The sequence below is a fragment of the Umezawaea sp. NPDC059074 genome, from assembly GCF_042738955.1.
Classification (GTDB): domain Bacteria; phylum Actinomycetota; class Actinomycetes; order Mycobacteriales; family Pseudonocardiaceae; genus Umezawaea.
In genome coordinates this window covers 17,072-34,230 of record NZ_JBHYHC010000097.1, presented here as the reverse complement: position 1 = coordinate 34,230, position 17,159 = coordinate 17,072, and the positions used below count along the sequence as shown (strand labels likewise).

General features: G+C 63.2%; 18 protein-coding genes and 1 pseudogene. 8 read left to right on the top strand and 11 right to left on the bottom strand.

The genetic code is table 11. The annotated features are described in order from the left end of the window. Window positions 1-337 precede the first annotated feature (337 nt). Window positions 338-532, bottom strand: a complete 195-nt coding sequence (locus tag ACFWW9_RS32855) for a hypothetical protein (RefSeq protein WP_390386004.1) — start codon at window positions 530-532, stop codon at window positions 338-340. Window positions 533-831: 299 nt separating this feature from the next. On the opposite strand from ACFWW9_RS32855, the gene ACFWW9_RS32850 reads away from it, so the two are divergent. Beyond that, window positions 832-1,656 carry a hypothetical protein gene (locus ACFWW9_RS32850; protein WP_390386002.1) on the top strand — a complete coding sequence of 275 codons (825 nt, stop codon included), beginning with the start codon at window positions 832-834 and terminating at the stop codon, window positions 1,654-1,656. A 55-nt stretch (window positions 1,657-1,711) separates the two neighbouring features. Here the strand turns inward: ACFWW9_RS32850 and ACFWW9_RS32845 are convergent, their stop codons facing one another. From ACFWW9_RS32845 to ACFWW9_RS32825, 5 genes are read right to left on the bottom strand one after another with little or no spacing between them, the layout of a single operon-like run. Further along, complete coding sequence (locus ACFWW9_RS32845; RefSeq protein ID WP_390386008.1) at window positions 1,712-3,844, bottom strand: cell division protein FtsK; 2,133 nt, start codon at window positions 3,842-3,844, stop codon at window positions 1,712-1,714. Window positions 3,845-3,861: 17 nt separating this feature from the next. Further along, entirely contained in the window at window positions 3,862-4,689 is an 828-nt protein-coding gene (locus ACFWW9_RS32840; RefSeq protein WP_390386000.1) for a hypothetical protein, read from the bottom strand. Beyond that, a complete protein-coding gene (locus ACFWW9_RS32835; RefSeq protein ID WP_390385998.1) occupies window positions 4,689-5,015 on the bottom strand; it encodes a hypothetical protein in 327 nt (108 codons plus the stop codon). Before ACFWW9_RS32835 ends, ACFWW9_RS32840 begins: the two co-directional genes overlap by 1 nt. After that, window positions 5,012-5,365, bottom strand: a complete 354-nt coding sequence (locus ACFWW9_RS32830; RefSeq protein WP_390385996.1) for a WhiB family transcriptional regulator — start codon at window positions 5,363-5,365, stop codon at window positions 5,012-5,014. Before ACFWW9_RS32830 ends, ACFWW9_RS32835 begins: the two co-directional genes overlap by 4 nt. After that, complete coding sequence (locus tag ACFWW9_RS32825; RefSeq protein WP_390385994.1) at window positions 5,362-5,649, bottom strand: helix-turn-helix domain-containing protein; 288 nt, start codon at window positions 5,647-5,649, stop codon at window positions 5,362-5,364. Before ACFWW9_RS32825 ends, ACFWW9_RS32830 begins: the two co-directional genes overlap by 4 nt. Window positions 5,650-5,799: 150 nt before the next feature. Here ACFWW9_RS32825 and ACFWW9_RS32820 point away from each other — a divergent pair, with 150 nt between their 5' ends. Beyond that, window positions 5,800-6,177, top strand: a complete 378-nt coding sequence (locus tag ACFWW9_RS32820; protein WP_390385992.1) for a helix-turn-helix domain-containing protein — start codon at window positions 5,800-5,802, stop codon at window positions 6,175-6,177. Between the two features lie 231 nt (window positions 6,178-6,408). Then, window positions 6,409-7,497 carry a tetratricopeptide repeat protein gene (locus ACFWW9_RS32815; protein WP_390385990.1) on the top strand — a complete coding sequence of 363 codons (1,089 nt, stop codon included), beginning with the start codon at window positions 6,409-6,411 and terminating at the stop codon, window positions 7,495-7,497. Here the strand turns inward: ACFWW9_RS32815 and ACFWW9_RS32810 are convergent. Further along, window positions 7,465-8,037 carry an NUDIX domain-containing protein gene (locus ACFWW9_RS32810; RefSeq protein ID WP_390385988.1) on the bottom strand — a complete coding sequence of 191 codons (573 nt, stop codon included), beginning with the start codon at window positions 8,035-8,037 and terminating at the stop codon, window positions 7,465-7,467. The genes ACFWW9_RS32815 and ACFWW9_RS32810 overlap by 33 nt on opposite strands. Window positions 8,038-8,205: 168 nt before the next feature. Between ACFWW9_RS32810 and ACFWW9_RS32805 the strand changes: the two genes are divergently transcribed. After that, window positions 8,206-9,165, top strand: a complete 960-nt coding sequence (locus ACFWW9_RS32805; RefSeq protein WP_390385986.1) for a hypothetical protein — start codon at window positions 8,206-8,208, stop codon at window positions 9,163-9,165. A gap of 346 nt (window positions 9,166-9,511) precedes the next feature. Here the strand turns inward: ACFWW9_RS32805 and ACFWW9_RS32800 are convergent, their stop codons facing one another. Genes ACFWW9_RS32800 through ACFWW9_RS32790 form a run of 3 tightly spaced genes read right to left on the bottom strand, consistent with a single transcriptional unit; the run spans window position 9,512 to window position 12,203 of the window. Continuing rightward, window positions 9,512-10,723 carry a tyrosine-type recombinase/integrase gene (locus ACFWW9_RS32800; RefSeq protein ID WP_390385984.1) on the bottom strand — a complete coding sequence of 404 codons (1,212 nt, stop codon included), beginning with the start codon at window positions 10,721-10,723 and terminating at the stop codon, window positions 9,512-9,514. Continuing rightward, complete coding sequence (locus ACFWW9_RS32795; protein ID WP_390385982.1) at window positions 10,690-10,869, bottom strand: helix-turn-helix transcriptional regulator; 180 nt, start codon at window positions 10,867-10,869, stop codon at window positions 10,690-10,692. The genes ACFWW9_RS32800 and ACFWW9_RS32795 overlap by 34 nt, the downstream gene beginning before the upstream one ends. After that, window positions 10,866-12,203, bottom strand: coding sequence for a replication initiator (locus tag ACFWW9_RS32790; protein WP_390385980.1), 1,338 nt, complete (start codon window positions 12,201-12,203; stop codon window positions 10,866-10,868). The genes ACFWW9_RS32795 and ACFWW9_RS32790 overlap by 4 nt, the downstream gene beginning before the upstream one ends. On the opposite strand from ACFWW9_RS32790, the pseudogene ACFWW9_RS32785 reads away from it, so the two are divergent. The 3 genes and pseudogenes from ACFWW9_RS32785 (at window position 12,166) to ACFWW9_RS32775 (ending at window position 14,866) form a co-directional block, all read left to right on the top strand. Beyond that, window positions 12,166-13,080: pseudogene (locus tag ACFWW9_RS32785) on the top strand (GntR family transcriptional regulator). The gene ACFWW9_RS32790 and the pseudogene ACFWW9_RS32785 sit on opposite strands and share 38 nt — an antisense overlap. 112 nt (window positions 13,081-13,192) lie before the next feature. Next, window positions 13,193-13,783, top strand: a complete 591-nt coding sequence (locus tag ACFWW9_RS32780) for a YdcF family protein (protein ID WP_390386006.1) — start codon at window positions 13,193-13,195, stop codon at window positions 13,781-13,783. 522 nt (window positions 13,784-14,305) lie between these two features. Further along, entirely contained in the window at window positions 14,306-14,866 is a 561-nt protein-coding gene (locus ACFWW9_RS32775) for a hypothetical protein (protein ID WP_390385978.1), read from the top strand. A gap of 645 nt (window positions 14,867-15,511) precedes the next feature. Here the strand turns inward: ACFWW9_RS32775 and ACFWW9_RS32770 are convergent. Next, entirely contained in the window at window positions 15,512-16,357 is an 846-nt protein-coding gene (locus tag ACFWW9_RS32770) for an SDR family oxidoreductase (protein WP_390385976.1), read from the bottom strand. A 123-nt stretch (window positions 16,358-16,480) separates the two neighbouring features. On the opposite strand from ACFWW9_RS32770, the gene ACFWW9_RS32765 reads away from it, so the two are divergent. After that, on the top strand, window positions 16,481-16,885 hold the full coding sequence (locus ACFWW9_RS32765) for a winged helix-turn-helix transcriptional regulator (RefSeq protein WP_390385974.1): 405 nt from the start codon (window positions 16,481-16,483) through the stop codon (window positions 16,883-16,885). Window positions 16,886-17,159: the final 274 nt, after the last annotated feature.

Sequence of the window (17,159 nt, the reverse complement as noted above, 5' to 3'; positions counted from 1 at the left end):
CCGCCCGGGCCCTCTTTTTTTTTTTAAACCCCCCCCCCCCCCCCCCCACCGGCCCCCGTTGTGGGGGGGTTGGGCGGGGGCCCGCCCAATGGGCGGCTCTGGGCGCCCCCCACGGCTCTTCTCGGCGTCTGTGACGCGTGACCTGTTACGTGTCACAGACGTCACGGCGGACTGTTTGCGCTGCTAGCTACGGTTTTCGACCCTGTCACAGCGGGCTATGTGATGTGACAGGGCGGGGACAGGTCGTGACGGGTCAGCGCGTTGACCACAGGCGTCATGAGGTGTGGCAACGGCGCGGCGCTGGTCCAGAGTCTGGCGAGGCAGGATGACGTGTCAGTCACGGCGACAGGAACTCGTACATCTTCAAGCCCAGACCGGTCACCGCCGTGAACGCCGCGCCGGCGGTCACCAAGGTGACCAGCGGAGAAGCATTCAACAGGTAAAACACTGCTCCGATAACGACCGCGCCCAAGACTGCGCCCAACAGGACGATGGCCAGCCAGGTGCCTCGGTGCACTTGTGGGGTGCTCATGATCGGACCTCCTTCAGGGTTCTCGAAGCCTTAGCGGGGCTCCTCTGCCGTTCCGCCGAAAGCATCCCTGAAGGTAAAGGTGCAGGTCAAAGGTAGTATGTGGTGATTGTGCAGTGGCGAAAAAGCGTTCTTAGATGAGTGAAACAGCCCTTGTAGCCCAGAGGTTGCACTTGTGTGAAGCTGTGACATAGCGTCAGTGCGGTGAAGGAAGGGACAACCGGTTGACCCCCCGACCCCCCGACCCCCGTACCCCCTCGTTTCTCCTGTACTGACGTATTGATCATGAAATGGTGTTGATCATGAAGCAGTCCACCTCGCTCGGCCGAGCGCACCCGACCCAAGCCCAGCGGGAGGAGGGGACGGACTTGCTGCGCAAAAGCGTGACGAAGTCCAAGCGCAAGGAACAGGTGCCTTTCGCAAAGGATTTCTTGCGTACCAGCGACTGTGCGCCGCCTCTGGCTCGGCTGATTCAAGGTGGGAGAGGCGGTGAAGTCAGGTTGAAGCTATTCCTGACGATCACGATGATGGCCACCAGCAGTCCTTACGACATCGGCAGGCCACCTACACCTGACTCTTGGGCGCGGAGGCTGGCGGTGACCGGGGCGCAGCCCGCTCGACGCGTCGCGGACTCCCTGCGGTGGCTGCACAAGGAGGGTTTCATCCGGCTCACCCCCAGGAAGGGGGCAACCCCTCAGATCACCTTGCTCACCCCGCAGCCATCTGGCGTTCCTAGTGAGGAGTACACCCGTCCAGTCGGGCGGTACATCAGCCTGCCCTTGGGGCTATGGACTAATGGATGGATCATCGACATGCCCGCCACGTCGCTGGTGCTGATGATGGTGATCCGCGACGTGCAACAGGCTAGAGACGCTTTTCGTTACGTCCCGTCTGATGAACGCGCCATGTACGGACTGTCCGCCGACACCTGGACACGCGCTCGGAACGACCTCCAACGAAGGGATCTGCTGGAGGTCAAGCGCGTTCCTCAAGGGGGTGAGTTCGACTACCGCAGGATGCGCAACCTGTACCGAGTCCGTCTGGAACAACTCGGGTCCCCCTCCCTCGCCGACCACCAACTCCCTCCCGAGTCCGCCATCAGCCACATTGAGACAGACGACGAGTAACCCGGCAGCGTATTCACGACGCAGAGGGTGCGCCGTGCCATGCAGACTCGTTCGTCTAGTGGCTATCTGTGGCTGCACTTCTTGAGGTCTTCGCAGCCGTTCGAATGTTGGCCACCAGGTAGCCCCTGACCTGCCTCACGCCGTCATCCGTGGTGATCCGTTCCCGCGTTGGCCTGCATCCAAGGTCGCCCATCTGACGGCCGAATGTGGTTGGCTCGACACCGAGCGCGTCAACCAGTTCCGCCGTCGGCACGAACTCCCTGCCGTTGAGTTCATCGCTGAGGTAGTCGACAACAGACGCGAGCGGTTCGGGCAACTCCTCTGGAGCGCTCGGCTCGATGGCGGCTGACGTTCCTTCTCCGATGGCTTTGGCGACAGCAGCGTGATCGAGCACCGGGCGTGTGTCCTGTCCGGCCGCGTACCCGGTCAGCGTCCGCTCTGCTTCCCGCAGGGCTCGGCCCTGCTGGCAGATGGTCCGCCAATCCTCGTTGGGCATGTAGAACGTCCGGACCGTCATCGCGAGCACGTCCGCTCCTGCCTCGGTCTCCCCGTCCGGCCGCAGGATGCCCACACCCTTGTGAGAGGCGAGCAGTCGGCTGCTGTCGTAGCCACGAGTGTTCATCTGCTCGCCTAGAACGATGTTGCTGTCCCGCCAGTCCATCACCCGCAGCGCGAAACGTGACCCGAGCACCGCCCGCAGGTTCGACGGAATGGTCTTGCTGTCGGGCCGCTGAGTCGCCAACACCAGCACGATCCCCGCCGCTGGCCCCTTGCGAGCAAGCCACGTCAGCAACTCCCCGACATACTCACCCGCCGTGAGCTTCTTCCCCTCCACCTCAACGGGCGTGCGGTTCTCCAACGGCACCTGCACCTCATCGATGAAGATCGCCGTAATGGGCATGTCCAACACCGGGTCACGGGACATGTCCGGCGTGATCTTCGACTCCGGACACACCAGATCGTCAAGATCCTGCATCCGCCGATACCGACCCTGCACCTCACTGACCAGTTCCACGAGCCAATCCACGAGCGTCAACACGTGCTCGGACTCGTCACCGGACATGAACCGGTGCGCCACCTGCGCCGCCGCGTACCAGTCCTTCCCCGACTTGAAGTCGGCCACATACAACCGCGTGTGCGGGTCCAGAATCAGGCCCGCCGCTGCCAACCGTGCCGCGAAAGTCTTGCCCTGCCTGGGAATCGCACCGACAAGCAACGACGTCCACACCAACGGCAGATCAATCCGCCGGTCCCGCGCGTCCCTCCCGAACGGCGCCGGACGCCACGCGTCCCACCGCGCCACCCCGAGCAACGGCGTCCGCACCGGAGGCGACGCGTACGGGTCCACGTCGGCAACCCACATCGACACCCGACCCGCGTGCCCACCGTTGCCCCGTACCCGCTCCACGATCAACTGCACCTCATCGACCGCGAGCGCCGACGCCAGAGCCTCCCGATTCTTGATCACATCACCCGCCTTGCGCGTGGCAGGCAGATCCACGGTGATGGCCCACCCGTCACCGACTCGGGTAGCCCGCTCGACCAGCCGCAGCGACTCGTCCTTCCCGATCAGCTTCGCGTCCCGGAACGCGTCCACGAGCACCTGCGGGTCCATCGTCCACGTCAGGGTGCGCGGACCGGCCAACACGGGCTTGCGCCCAGGGCTGCCGTCCTTGCGTCTGCCGAGCACCGCCAGGCCCACGGACACCACCGCTCCGATGATCCACAAAGCCCGATTTCCGTAGATCAAATCAAGCACCGCGAGCGTCACCGCGGACCCGCCAACGACAGCCGCGGTGACCTTCCAACGGAACAAAGTCAGCGCCCGAATGTCGGTGAACTTGTCCGCCAACTTCTCTGACTGCTCAGCCGCTTCCCGGTAGTCAGACACCCTCACCCACTGCCGCCACCACCGCGCAGCGACCACCAGACCGCGCACCACGGCACCGACGAACCGCCACGGCGATCGCAGCAACCACACCACAAGATCCCTCACGGCCTGCACCACCAACCGCCGCGACTTGAGCACAGCGGGCACCCGTGGTGAACGCCGCCACCAACTCGTGAACCGCTGCCGCCACGACCCGCGACGAACGTTCGGTCCGTAGTCGACAAGCTCACCGTCAAGCACGGGGGAGACGTCCACGAGTTCACGACCACCCGCAGGCACCGGGAGGGACCCGTTCACGACGTCATCGGGTTCACTCATCGTTCGTCACCCCCGCCGACCTCATCCGCGAGTGCAGCGGCCAACCGCGACGACAGCCCACGCGAACACCCGGTGACCTCACGTACCCACGAGGGGCTCACGACGACGTCAGGTGTCCACGCTTCGCTTGCCACTGCGACGTACTCGGCGAACGTGACACGGCCACCGGAGCGCTTCCGCCGCGCTGGCCGTCGCTCTGCCATCTCGTGAACGGGCGCACCGGCGTTCACGACCGGTCGTTGATCCGCTTCCGTGAACGCTGCGGCCACGGCCTCCGTGAGCTTGTCCCGCAGATCCGTCACGGCCTCCGCCGCCACGAACACCACCAACGGCGGCACCGAGTGCAGAACGATCCCCGACCACGACCCCGCCGCGAACGATGCCCATGTGTTCATGACATAGGTGGCCGCGAGCGTGAACCACTTCGCCCGCCGCACCCACGGTCCCGTCCGCACCCGGTAGCGAGCCGTCACCTGCTCCGCCCGCAGAATCGCGAGCAGCACCAGCGACACCGTCGGATCCAGCAGCCACGCCGCCAACCACGGCAACGACCAGGCCGCCGACCCCGCAGCGGCAAACCCCTGAACATTGGTCATCGTGAACGCCAACCCGAGCACGATCCCGGCCCAACACAACCGGTCCACCTGAGCCCGCACCCGCTCCACCCGCAGCGCGACCACGTCCGGCCGAGCTTGGTGCGCCCGCATCTCCGCCGCCTCGACCGCTTCCCGCGCGAGTCGACCCGCCTGATCATCGGTGGGGGTGGCGGGTGGCCGCCCGAAGGCGACCACCCTTCCCCCACCTCGCGAACCTGGGGTGAGCATCACCGATCACCCCTCCGACGCGGACCGTCCACACCGGTCACCGTCAACGCCCGAGTCAGCGTGTACGAGGCGAACAGTGCCGGCAGCCCCAACACCACGAGCAGCAACGTGGTGTTGCCGGGGTGGGTGATGACGAGCCACTGCACACCCACGATGCCCCCGGCCGTCACCAGCACCCGACCGGTCAGCGACAACAGCCGAGCACTGGCCTGCGCCGCACCCTTGGCCGCTTTCGCCTTACGGGCACCGGAACGCCAGACGATCAGCAGCAACAGCACCACGCCCAGACCGGCGAGCAGTTGCGTAGGCGTCAGGTTGATCGTCATGACACCTGCCCTCCGTCCCGGCCTCGCCGCTGACGACGAGCGAGCCACACGGGGTACACGGCGCGACGGTCTTCGTCGCACAGCGCGCCCCACACACCCACCGTCTGATCACCTGCGGTGCGGAATTCCAGTTCCAGGCACTCCCGCCGCACCGGACACCCCGCGCAGATCCGCGCGGCCAACTCCCGATCGGACAGGTACTCGCCCTGCCACTCCGGTTCCTCACCGTTCTCGACCAGCCACATGCACCGGCCATCCCGCGTGACGATCTCCAACAACACGTCATCCGGAACATCGGCGTAGCGGTCCAGTTCGGCCGCGATCACCTCGAAGTAGTCATCCGGGTTCACCACGACGCACCCCCGGACAGACGCTCGATCTCCCGCACCGTCCGACGCTCAGCCGCCACCTGCGCCACGTCCACGACCCCACCGGACTCAGCGGCCTGACGGGCCAGCTCCTCCACCGCACGAGCGGGCACCACGTACCGGGTGCGCAGCCGAACAGCGGGGAACGCGTCTTCTCGAATCGCCCGGTACACCGTCGCCGCGTCCACTCGCATGATCCGCGCGGCTTCGGCGACCGTGTAGAACAAGGGCGTCCGGCCACCGGCTGGCTCTGTACTTGTGCTCATTACGTGTGCCTCCGAACGGCTGATTTCTCAGCCATATTCGCCAACTTCAGCTTTGATTCGTGCCCAAATGCCGCTGACATCAGCTTTTGCCTCGGCCTTTGTCGAAGTCGCGCGCTAACGTCGGCGCTGAGGCGGAGCACGGAGGCGTACGTGAAAGAGGATTGGTCGGCGGTCGCGGAGGCACTCAACAGCCGCACCGTTGAACTGGCTTTGAAGCAAAAGGAACTCGCCGAAAAGTCCGGCGTATCCCTGGCGATAGTCCGCGAGATGCAACAGGGCCGAATCCAACGCCGGCGAAACCCGCGCACCTTGGAAGCCCTGTCGATCGCCCTCGACTGGCACCCGCAACACCTGATTGCCGTGCTGCAAGGACAAATCCCGCCCAATGCGGACCCGCAGACTCCGCAGGACGACAACCCGCTGGTCCCGCTGCTGAACACGATCATTCGGGAAATCCGGGGCTTGCGGGCACAGGTCGGAGCACTCAGCTCCAGACTCGATGAGGAGTCCAAGAAGAGAGAACCGTGAGAACCGATTAGCTGGGGTGTTCGGCGTCGCTGTCATGGGAACAGCAGACAGTCGAGAAGGGGGTCAAAGTAATTGTCAGCGCCTAACAGGGACCCTGTTAGGTCGAGTTAAGTTCGCAGGTCACGGCCTCAGGGGACGGGGGAGAACGTGGCACGACGAAAGCAAGGGGACCGGCCTCTCACACGCCTGCAAGCCGTGCGAGAGGAGACCGGACACACTCAAGACCAGGTGGTGCGCTTCTTCGTGAAGCGGGCACCGAGGGCAGGCGTGACAGTAGCCAGCGCATCGGCTCTGTCCGTGATGCTCTCCCGCTGGGAGAACGGCCATGTAGACGTCACAGACCTGGGCTACCGCCAACTTTTCCGAGAGTTCTACGGCCGAACAAACGAGGAACTAGGCTTCCCCGCGGACGTCGAGAACGATGGAATCGAAGAACTCCGGGACCGCCTCTTAGTAGCTCGCAGCATCGATCACAGCACCTTGGAACTCTTCCAAAGCCAAATCAACAACCTGCGCAACTCGGATCAACACTTCGGCGCAATCGAAATCCTCGACCAGCTCAACAACCTGGTACGCCAAATCGAAAGCGTCCGCACCTTCAGCGTGAGCGCCATGCACCGCGAACGCTTGGCAGCAATCCTCACGGACGCCCGAACCCTCGCAGGCTGGACAGCCTTGGACCGTGGCTCCCAACTACAGGCATGGCAGTACCACGAGGACGCCAAGGTATCGGCGCGCGAAGCCGATTCGCCGTACCTACTAGCCCACGCAACCGCTCAACAAGCCGTGATCCTCTTGGACATCGGCGAACCGGCAGCAGCCGTCGAACTCCTTGAACACGCCCGCTACGTAGCGGAAAACCGCGCCCCGTCCCTACTCCGCACCTGGCTAGCCGCAGCCCACGGCGAAGGCCTAGCAGCGGCAGGCCGCCACGACGAGTCCTTACAAGCCTTCGACCAGGCCCACGCCCTGATGCCGTCAGACCCCATCGACCCACAGATGCCGTTCCTGCTACTCAACGACGGCCACCTAAGCCGCTGGCGCGGCAACGCACTCCTACGCCTAGGCAACCAAGACGCAATCAACAGCCTTGAGGCGGCAGCACGGGAACTCGACTCGTCCCCGCGCGCCGCCGTCAGAGGCCAACTCAGCATGTACGTGGATCTAGCTTTCGCCTACGCCGCCGCAGGCGACACGAGAGGAGCAGTCGACTACGCGCGCAAAGCACGCCAACTAGCTACCCGCATCGGCTCCGACCGCCAACGACAGCGCCTATCCACGCTGGTGCTACCCGACTTCGGTCGTACCGGTATTGCGTGAGGCTAGGTAGAACAGCAATGGGACGATCGCGCCCGACCCCAGTACTTCGCCGCGCTTGATCAAGCCCAACATCCGATCAATGGGAATCCACTCGATCCGCGCAGCCTCTTCGCCGTCGGTGGGCTCGCCAACCTTCTCAGCGGTCCGCCAGATGTAGGCATTTACGGGGGCATCGACCATGCCGGGTAGCGGTTGGAATGTGGCAATGTGCTCAGGCTCGCCAATTGGTCGCCACCCTGTTTCTTCTTCCGCTTCACGTGCGGCAGTCTCGGCGGGATGTTCGCCTGGTTCCACAAGCCCGCCAATGAGCTCATAACCCCACTGATCGACAGCGAATCTATATCGCCAGAGTGTTAGCACTTCATCGTGTTCGTTGAGGAGTAGCGCAACTGCTACGTGATGTAGTTTTACGACATGATGCTCAAACCTGCTGCCATCGGGAGGCTCTACGTCGACGAGGTTGAGTTTGATCCACTGATTATCGTAGATGGTCCGCTCGCCATGAACTCTCCACCGCAAGCTATCTGGATACTCCGTCACCGATCTAGCTTACGCAGTTGCGGCAGCATTGCGCCAGCCTCTTGGTAGTAACGTCTGATTCAGGGCAGTGTGCTCGGAGCGCCGCGTTAATGGGGTAGAAGTAGATGGGGAAACCGGTTTGCTGGCATGGAGGGAGTGCTCTAAGATGTCGTAATTCATGATTGAGGATTGCGGGAGGCATTCTTGCGAGTCAGGGCGGTTTATCAGTTTTACCTGGACTATACTTTGCCGCGTTCGGTCGAGGAAGGTCCTCCGTTCTCGGTTACGCTTAATCATGAAGAATTCGTAGCGCACATCTCGCCTCGGCCGATTGAGGAAAAGCTATTTCCTAGCGATGTAGATGAAAGTCTAGCTGGGATGGAAATTGAACTAGTTCCGATGGATCGACCAGACGGATCTTTTAAGCGGGTCGTGCGGGATATGTGTCTGGACAGGATTCAGGTCGTGCTAGATGCAGATATTGAACTGGATCAGGGGGATTCGTTTGAGCTTCTGCAAAAGTCTCTTCAGCGCGCAGTAGAACTTGTCAACTTTTACCTTAGTCACATTCGCGTTGTTGCCAAATCGCCCTACGTGAAACCGATTGGCCAGTTTTGGCGCCCTGATGATGGTCAGTTTTACACAAGCGTTCCTCATTCTATTATTTGGTTCAATGCGGAGGATAATTCAAAGGTTTCAGTTTTTCCAGGCGGAAACAATGCCGGATCATCATCGGGTTCTATTAGGTCGCCGGAATCTGGGTTTGTTTCTAGTTCTGCAATGATTGAAAGCATGTCGGTCCCCGGATCTCCTCCGCTAGATTTGAGCCTGCTTGTAGATGCTGAAGAGTCGATTATTTCATCAAACCTTCGAGAGGCGGTTCTATGTATGTCGAGTGCGGTTGAGATTGCCGCAAAGCGCTATCTTTCTGAATATGATGGTGGAGATATTGCGGCAGCTAGGGCAATTGTTAGAGATAGGCGGAATTCTTTTGCGAAGAGATATCTCCAAGACTTGCCAGAATTTCTTGACGGGAAATCCTTCCTGGTAGAGCACGGGGATTCATTTTCTGGCGTTGAGGATCTCTACAGGGAACGAAATAGCCTTATGCATGAAGGTAAATTTAGTGACGAATTCACGTCTCGTTGATTGATTGAAATGCAGTCCATCGTCTATTCTTGGCTGAATTCGGCGCAATGTGCGGTTAGTTGGATCCGCCTGCTTTGACTCGTGCGCGATCTACCTGGGCGGACTTCGGTGGGTGCTGTTGCTGTCCATGGATCTGTCCATGAAGCATGGCCAACACGGCTCAAGGTGTCAGCTTGTGACAACACTGAGTCGCGCAAAGTCGCAGGTGGGGCCTAGGTGTAGTGTGACCTGGGACACTCATAATCCGTCAGGTCGTGGGTTCGAACCCCACCTGCCCCACTGTCTTTGCTGGTCAGCGTACTGGGGTCGGTGGGGCTCAAGATCATCGCCCCACCTTTGCCCCACTTTATGCGGTCGACCACCTAACCGCTTCCAAGGCGTCCGCCGCCTTTCGACTGGTCACGCGGCGAGCCATGTAGACGTCCTGCGTAGTCGACACCTTCGAGTGACCGAGCTGATCCGCGATCTCCCGCGCCGTGAGCCCCGCCTCGTCGAGCAGCGTCGCCACCGATCGGCGGAACGTCCGGAAGGTGACCCACGGGTACCCGGCCCTCTTCCGGAACTCCCGCCACCGGGCGAGGGTGTTGTGCTTGTCCCGGAGCCCGCCGAGCGTGTTCGGGAAAACCGGCCCGCTCAATTCGTCCTCGGACGCCCCGAACCGCACGGCCAGCCGAGTCCGCCGTTCCCGCAGGACGACGACCAACCAACTCGACAACGGCAATGCCCGCTCGGACACGTCCGTCTTCCCGAGGTTGATGGACTGCCCCTCGCCCTTGATCCGGATGAGGCTGCCCGCCCAGTTCACCGTGCCCTCGTCGAGGTCCAGGTGGTGCCAGTGGACCGCCAGGCCTTCACCGGTCCGCTCACCGGTTCCCGCGTACCAGCGAGCCAGGTCCGGCAGGTCGTGGTGCACCGCGGCTTCGTCGGAGTCCAGCTTGGACAGCAGGTTGGCCAGCTCGTCGAACGACAGCGCCCGCGACCGGGTCTTCTTGCCACCGTCGAGCCGCTGGATGTCCCGCACCGGGTTGGACGCCATCGCGCCGTGCCGCACCGCGAGCCCGCACACCCCGGACAGGATCGTCCGCACCGTCTTGGCGGTCGACGCGCTGTGCAGTTGCTGCGCTGCCGCCACCACCTTGCCCAGCCGCGGAACGGTCAGCTCCCGGATCCGGAGATCACCGATCGCGGGCAGCACCAGGCCGTGCAAGCGGCTCTCGTACGTCTCCTTGGACGTTGGGGACCGCTTGCCCGCGTCGATAGCCCGCTGGAAGTCCTTGAGCCACACCTCGGCCGCCTCGCGAAACTTGGTGTCCGGCTTGATGCCGTCCGAGTCGACCGGCGTCGTCCGGTCCCTCAGCGCCTCCTTGAGGTTCCGGATCGCGGCGGCCTCCGTCTTGCCGAGCCGCTCCACGTCCCGCGTGACCCCGTCGTAGTCCCGGAACTTCGTCTGAGCCCGCCACCCGGTGGCCGTCCGATAGGTCCGGATCTTGCCGTAGGTGCCAAGGGGGAGCGGCTGCCGCGCCATCACGCGAGCCCCGTCGGCAACGACTCGACCCACGCCCGCACGTCCTCGGGCACGAACCGCACGTACTTTCCGACCCGCCGTCCGGGAGGCCCGTAGCCCTTGGTGCGCCACTGGTAGATGGTCTGCGCGGGAACGCCGAGGTGGTCGGCCAACTCCTTGATGCCCCAGAGCTTCGTCATGCTGCTACCTCCCTTTCGTACTTGCGTTGGCGTTGCTGACGTGTGCCCTCGGCTATCGCCGTGGCTAGCTCTCGTTCGGCGTCGGAGTCGTAACCCGAGCCCGTGTAGTGCCAGTCGTTGACGACCGTGACCGCCTCGGGGTCCAGGCCCATCCGGTCGAGGGCTTGCAGGGTGCGGAACGTCCGCCGTTCCCCGCGGATCGCGCCGAAGGTCGTGGAGTAGTGCTTGGACTTCGTCAGGAAGTGTCCGCGAAACCCGAGCATGTGAGCCCACTTCCGCAGGTTCAGCGAGGCGTATTCGGGCAGGTCACCGAGGTCCCACGCGGTCTGGATCATCCGACGGTGGTGAGCGGAGATCCGCAGGTGGTCGAGGTGGAGCTGGGACCGGATCGGCTTGTCGACCGCCTCCGACTTGCCCGTGCCCTTCGTCGCGTACTTGGCGACGTAGGCGGCCAGCCGCGACTCGCTGATCTCGCCGTCCTCCTCGACCTCGGCAGCCGACGACGGACGGATGTGACGGCAGTCCACCTGACTGCCCCAGCCGAGCCGGAGAGCAGCACCGTCCGGTCGGGCGGTGTCGAGCTGCACAGCCCGTGCTGCGGCCTGGATGCAGTGCTCCAGGAGTTCGGTCGTCGCCCACCTCGGAGTGGGGTCAGCGGCACCGTCAGGCCCGTCTACGCGGATCACCGCGTGGAAGTGGACCAGGCCGCGCCGCTGGTACTCGGCGACCTTGGCGTACGACAGCCGAGCGTGGTCCTTGAAGTCGTCGGCGCGGTAGCCCGCGGCTTGCGCCAGGGCGCGCTTGAGGTTGCGGATGAACCTGCTCCACAGCTCACCGACGTTGGCCTGCCACAGGATCGAGCCGACGTAGTCGTACGTGAGGTCGTCCACCGCGCCGCCGATGCGCGGGTCGTCCGGGTGGTGCCAGCCGCCGCACGCACAGGGGAGCGTCTTCCCGCGGCTGCTCTTGCGTCCGCTGTGGACCTTCCCGAACGACGGGGCCGTGAGGGTGGCGAACACCCGCGGCTTCTCGGTGACAGTGGTTGGGATGTCCTTGCTGCCACCGGCAAGCCCGGCGTGCATCAGGTGGTAGGCGTCCGCCGCGTACCGGTCGGAGCAGGCCACACAGACCGAGGCCCGCCGGTTGCCGCAGGGCACGAACACCTTGCCGCCATGGTGCGCCAGCACCGCGCCCGCCTGGTCGTGAACCTGCCAGGCACCGAACAGCCGGATGGGCTGAGCACAGCCGTTGATGGCGGTGACCCGCTCGCGCCAGTCGCGGTAGTCGACAGCCCGGATGCGAGCGGCAATGCGGTCTTCCAGGGTGAGCGGCACGTACAACCCTCCTTTCACTGGTCAGAGGTCAAGCGGCGACTGGTGTCAGGCGCTCAAGAAGGACCGAGCCGATGTGCTCGGTGTAGGCAGGCGGAATGGCTTGACGGGACTCACGGACGGACATCCAGTCGCTGCCCATTGCATTGGCGTAGGCACGTTCGGCTTGGTGGTTGAACGCGAGCAGCCCTCGGGGGTGGGTGCAGGGAGCGGCGAGCTGGTAGCCCCATGCCGAGGTCTTGAACGACCGATGACGTCGCACGTTCGGCCCGTGCGCAAGGCCATCTCCGTCTTGGAGGCCGAGCGGCTTGTGGACTCGGTGCGTCGCCGTGGCACGGTCGTCCGTCCACGTCCGGCGATGAAGCGCCTAGGCGTTATGCGTTACACCAAGAGCAAATGGAAGTTCGGTCTCGTGGCGTTCGCCGCCGACCTGGAAGCATCAGGCCGTGCCTGGAAGCCTGGGGACCAGACGAACACCGTCGGCAAGGTCAAGGCCGATGCGGAGATCGCCGAGGCGCTCCAGGTCGAGGAAGGCTCAACCGTCTACGAGCGAGCCCGCCTGGTGAAGGACGGCAACACCCCGACGCACACTCTCACGAGCTATTACAACCCGAGCCACGTCGAGGGAACCTCATTGGTGGATCCGAAGCCGGGTCCCGCTACGCCGGGGGGAGGTTTTGCCGTGCTCACCATGTAGGGGCTTGAGCCGGACCACATCACTGAGAGTTTCCACGCGCGGATGCCGACTCCCGACGAGGTGGCGAAGCTGGAACTCCCCGCAGGTGAGCCGGTGATGATCCTCAAGCGGCGAACCTTCACGAAGGACGACACACCGATCGAGTTCGCGCGAGGGGTGCACGCCGCGAGCCGGTTCGAGTAGTCGTACACGTTCCCGATCCCAGACTGACCGATCAGGAAGGCAAGCCGTGGCGTCCATCGAGATCCCCGCGCAGCATCGCGCCGACGTGCTTACCTTGTGGGACTACCACGACATGAAGCATCGGGTCCGCCCCATGGACGCCGCGATCGGCTTGGGAAGCCATGACATCGGCGTGGCCATCCGGGTAGCCGAGTTGTACGACACCAAGGTCGTCCCGCTGGTGGTGTTCACCGGTGCCAATGCGCCCACGACGGTCGAGCGGTTCCCGCGAGGCGAGGCAGTGCATTACCGCGAGTACGCCCTGGAGCGCGGCGTGCCTGGTGAAGCGATTGTGATCGAGACCGAGGCGACCAACACGGCCGAGAACTTCGAGTTCACGCGGAAGGTGTTGCAGGGCAGGGGGATCGAGATCCGATCGGCCGTGCTGGTCTCGAGGCCTTACCAGGAGCGCCGGGCGTACGCGACGTGCCGGAAGTTGTGGCCGGAGCTGGACATCGTGTGCACGTCTCATCGGCCACCGATAGACGAGTACGTGGCCGAGATTGGCGATGCTGACTTTGTGATCAACATGATGGTCGGCGACACCCAGAGGATGACCAAGTTCGCCGAGTACGGCTATGCCATCGCGCAGGATGTTCCGCCAATGGTGCAATCGGCGTACGAGCGTCTGATCGAAGCTGGGTACACCAAAAGGCTGCTCTAGCGAGCTGGCGGGGAATCCGTCAGGCGTTCCTTGTTCGCCAAGCGGCGCAGCCGTCGAAAGTACTGCCCGCGAAACCTACGCCGCGTGGTCTCCATTCGAACGGCGCTGGGATCAGCGGATGCCTCGTAGTAGGTGTTCTCTGCCTCGTCCAGGCCACCGTCTGACTCAACGAGACGCGCAAGACTTTCATGATCAGGTGGCCCGCCTGGGAAGTCCTTCAACCACTCTGCCTTCGGCGCGTTGCTGTGACTCACCTCGTCAGCCTAGACGGCCCTCGTGTCCAGAGTTTCTTTTCTTCATCAAGTCGGCCCCTGTCGGGGCCGCTCGCGCTGCTCTGCTTACGGCCGCTTGGCAGGGCCAGGGGCCCGGCTTCGCCACCCTGGCCCGCCAGCGGCCTGAAGCGCGCCCGACCCCGACAGGTGTCGCAGGTGTGGGGAATGCTGCTGGGTGAGCAAGGCACAGGATGGGCCAAGGTGACTGCTGTGTTCGATTCCTGTTGGTCAAGTCGGTCATGATGGTGCAGTGGACGCGCCTACTGCTGCTCTGATCGGTGCCTCGCTTGGTGCCTTGGCCACCTTCGCAGGTGTCTCAATAAATACATACGTAACTACGCGTAGTGCTCGCAGGGAAAAGTTCTTTGAAATGAGATTCAATGCCTATCTGAGATGCGTGAGAAGTCTTAGTGGCGTATCCGCTATGGCTAGCGTGGATGAATTGAGGACAATCTTAGATTGTATCGATGGATCCGAAATGGGAGAGATTCATCTCCTTACTGACAATGTTGTAGCCTATAGGCTAGTTGTGATAACGGTGCTGATAAGAGACTTATCTGGTCGCGTTGAGAGGTCGGGTAGTCGCAGTGCTGATGAGAGTGGCGATGATTCTATCAAAGCATTTTCGAGATTTGTTATCGATGAGATAAATCTATTCGTGGAGTCTATCCGTGAAGATCTCGGATTTCATAAAAGGCCCTTCTATCCGCGACGTCAGACGGTGAAGGAGAGGCAGGAGTTTAACTTTATGATGGAAAGGATAAAGTTGATAGCTGGCCACATCGATGCTGGTGGAGGTGGCGGCAAGTAGGCGGTGTGGGGAACTTGTAAAGCCTTAACCCTGTCCTCGCCGGACGGGCAGGTCTCCGGGATGGTGGGAGGGCGGGACGCTGCGGTTCGTTCGGAGCCTGGTGCCATCCCGTCGACCTCCACAAGGGCTATCACGTCGTCGCCAGGGGGCAAGCTTGAGGCGGTAGCGTGGCGTTGGCGGGGGATGTTGCCCCCTGGCGACGACGTGATCGGGCTGCGCCAGGTCGACGGGATGGCACAGAAGCCCCTCTCTTGTTGGGGCAAGATCAACGCCACACTTTTGCCCCACAATATGACGGCAGAGGATCCCGGGCGACGGTCTGTGATGGACGGTCGGGTGAGCGGTCGCCGCTGTTGGCGGTAGGTGCCGGAAGTCGTTGGTAGACAACGGGAAGGCGGACCTAGAAACCGTCAGGTCGTGGGTTTGAACCCCACCTGCCCCACTGTTCTACCGGGGGGTAATTAGCACTTCAAGATCCAATGAAGATCATTTATTCATGGTGCTGCCTTGATGAAAAGAGGCCGCAGCGTTGCCTGGGCGTGGCGGTTCTGTCTTCCCTCGCGACTGGCTGGTGGTTGGGCGTGGTGTTCTGAGGCATCGCAATGGCCGCCACCGGTGGACGGAGGCGGCCATTGGTGGCTGGTGTCAGCCCTTGAGGATTTGGGCTACCGCGTCGTTGAGGGAGGTCGTGGGCTTGCCGATGAGGGTGCTGAGGTGGTGGGTGGTTGTTGCCAGTTCGCCGTCTGCGATGCCGCGGTCTGAGTCGGCGAGGATGGTGGCGAAGGCTTCTGGGACGCCTGCGGTGGTTAGGGCTTCCACGTGCTGGGGCGTGGTGAGGTTTTCGTAGGTGATGGGCTTGCCGGTTGCCTTGGTGAGTTCTGCTGCTAGGTCGGTGTAAGACCACGGGGTGTCTGCTGCCAGTTCGTAGGCCTTGCCCTCGTGGCCGTCGGTCGTGAGGGCGGCTACCGCGGCGTCCGCGTAGTCGGCTCGGGTGGTGGCGCCTACCTTGCCGGTGCCTGCGCTGCCGGTGAAGGAGCCGGTTTCCACGGCCTGGGTGATGGACTGGGCGTAGTTCTCGGTGTACCAGCCGTTGCGGAGGAACGTGTACGGGATGCCTGAGGCCTTGATGTTGTCTTCCGTGGCCTTGTGCTCGCCCGCCAGGAGCATGGTGGTCGTGTCGGCGAACAGGATGCTGGTGTAGAGCAGGTGGGGTACGCCCGCCTCTTTGGCCGCGTTGATCACTGCCTGGTGCTGGGCGACGCGCTTGCCGACCTCCGAGCCGGAGATGAGCAGGACCTTGTCCGCGCCCTGGAACGCGCGCACGAGGCTGGCCTCGTCGTCGTAGTTGGCCTCGCGGACGGGAACGCCCAGGTGGGTGGCCTTCGACGGGGTCCTGACGGCGGCGACGATCTCGGAGGCGGGGAGCTTGCGCAGCAGGCCCTCGATGACCAAGGTGCCCAGCTGGCCGGTTGCTCCGGTGACGACGATCATGTGCTGCTCCTCGTGCGGTGGACTTCTTGCTTACTTGCAGATTGCACTAACTTCTAGAAAGTGCCAACTCCAAGTGAGTGCAGTCACGTGGGTTAGTGCTGTGTGCCGGGTACCGTGTGAGGCATGAGTGAAGCGCCTGGTCGGGTGGACGACGAGCACGCGCGGCTGGTGTTCGACGTGTTCGCCCAGGCGTGCACCTCGCGGGTGACGCTGGAGCACGTGACCGGTCGTTGGGGGATCCTGGCGATGGCCGCGCTGCGCGACGGCACGCTGCGGTTCAACGCGCTGCGCCGCCGGGTGGGTGGGGTGAGCGAGAAGATGCTGGCCCAGACGTTGCAAGCCCTGGAGCGGGACGGGTTCGTGCGGCGGGACGCGCAGCCGACCATCCCGCCGAAGGTCGAGTACAGCCTGACGGAGAGCGGCGCCAAGACCGCCGAGCTGTTGATGGGGTTGATCGACTTCGTGGAGTCGCAGATGCCGGAGGTCATGGAGGCCAACGCCCGGTACGACGCGGCCAAGGGGCTCTAGAGGGCAGGTGCTCGACGGATCGCCGAAGACTCGGCTCGGCGGGGAGTCGTGGCCGGTCTTCGTCAACCACGCCAACGCTCTTCTCGGGGCGCGGTCGGTCACCGTGCTCGCTTGAGCGTCGAACACGGTGTCGTGGACTTCTTGGTTCCGGTGGGCAGGGGTTCACCTTCGGTGCATGGGTCAGGTGTGGTCGACGCCACGTAGTGCCCCGAACACCTGCTGCAACCGTTTGTTCGCTGCGGCGGGGCTGGGACCAGCGGGTTCACATTCCTGA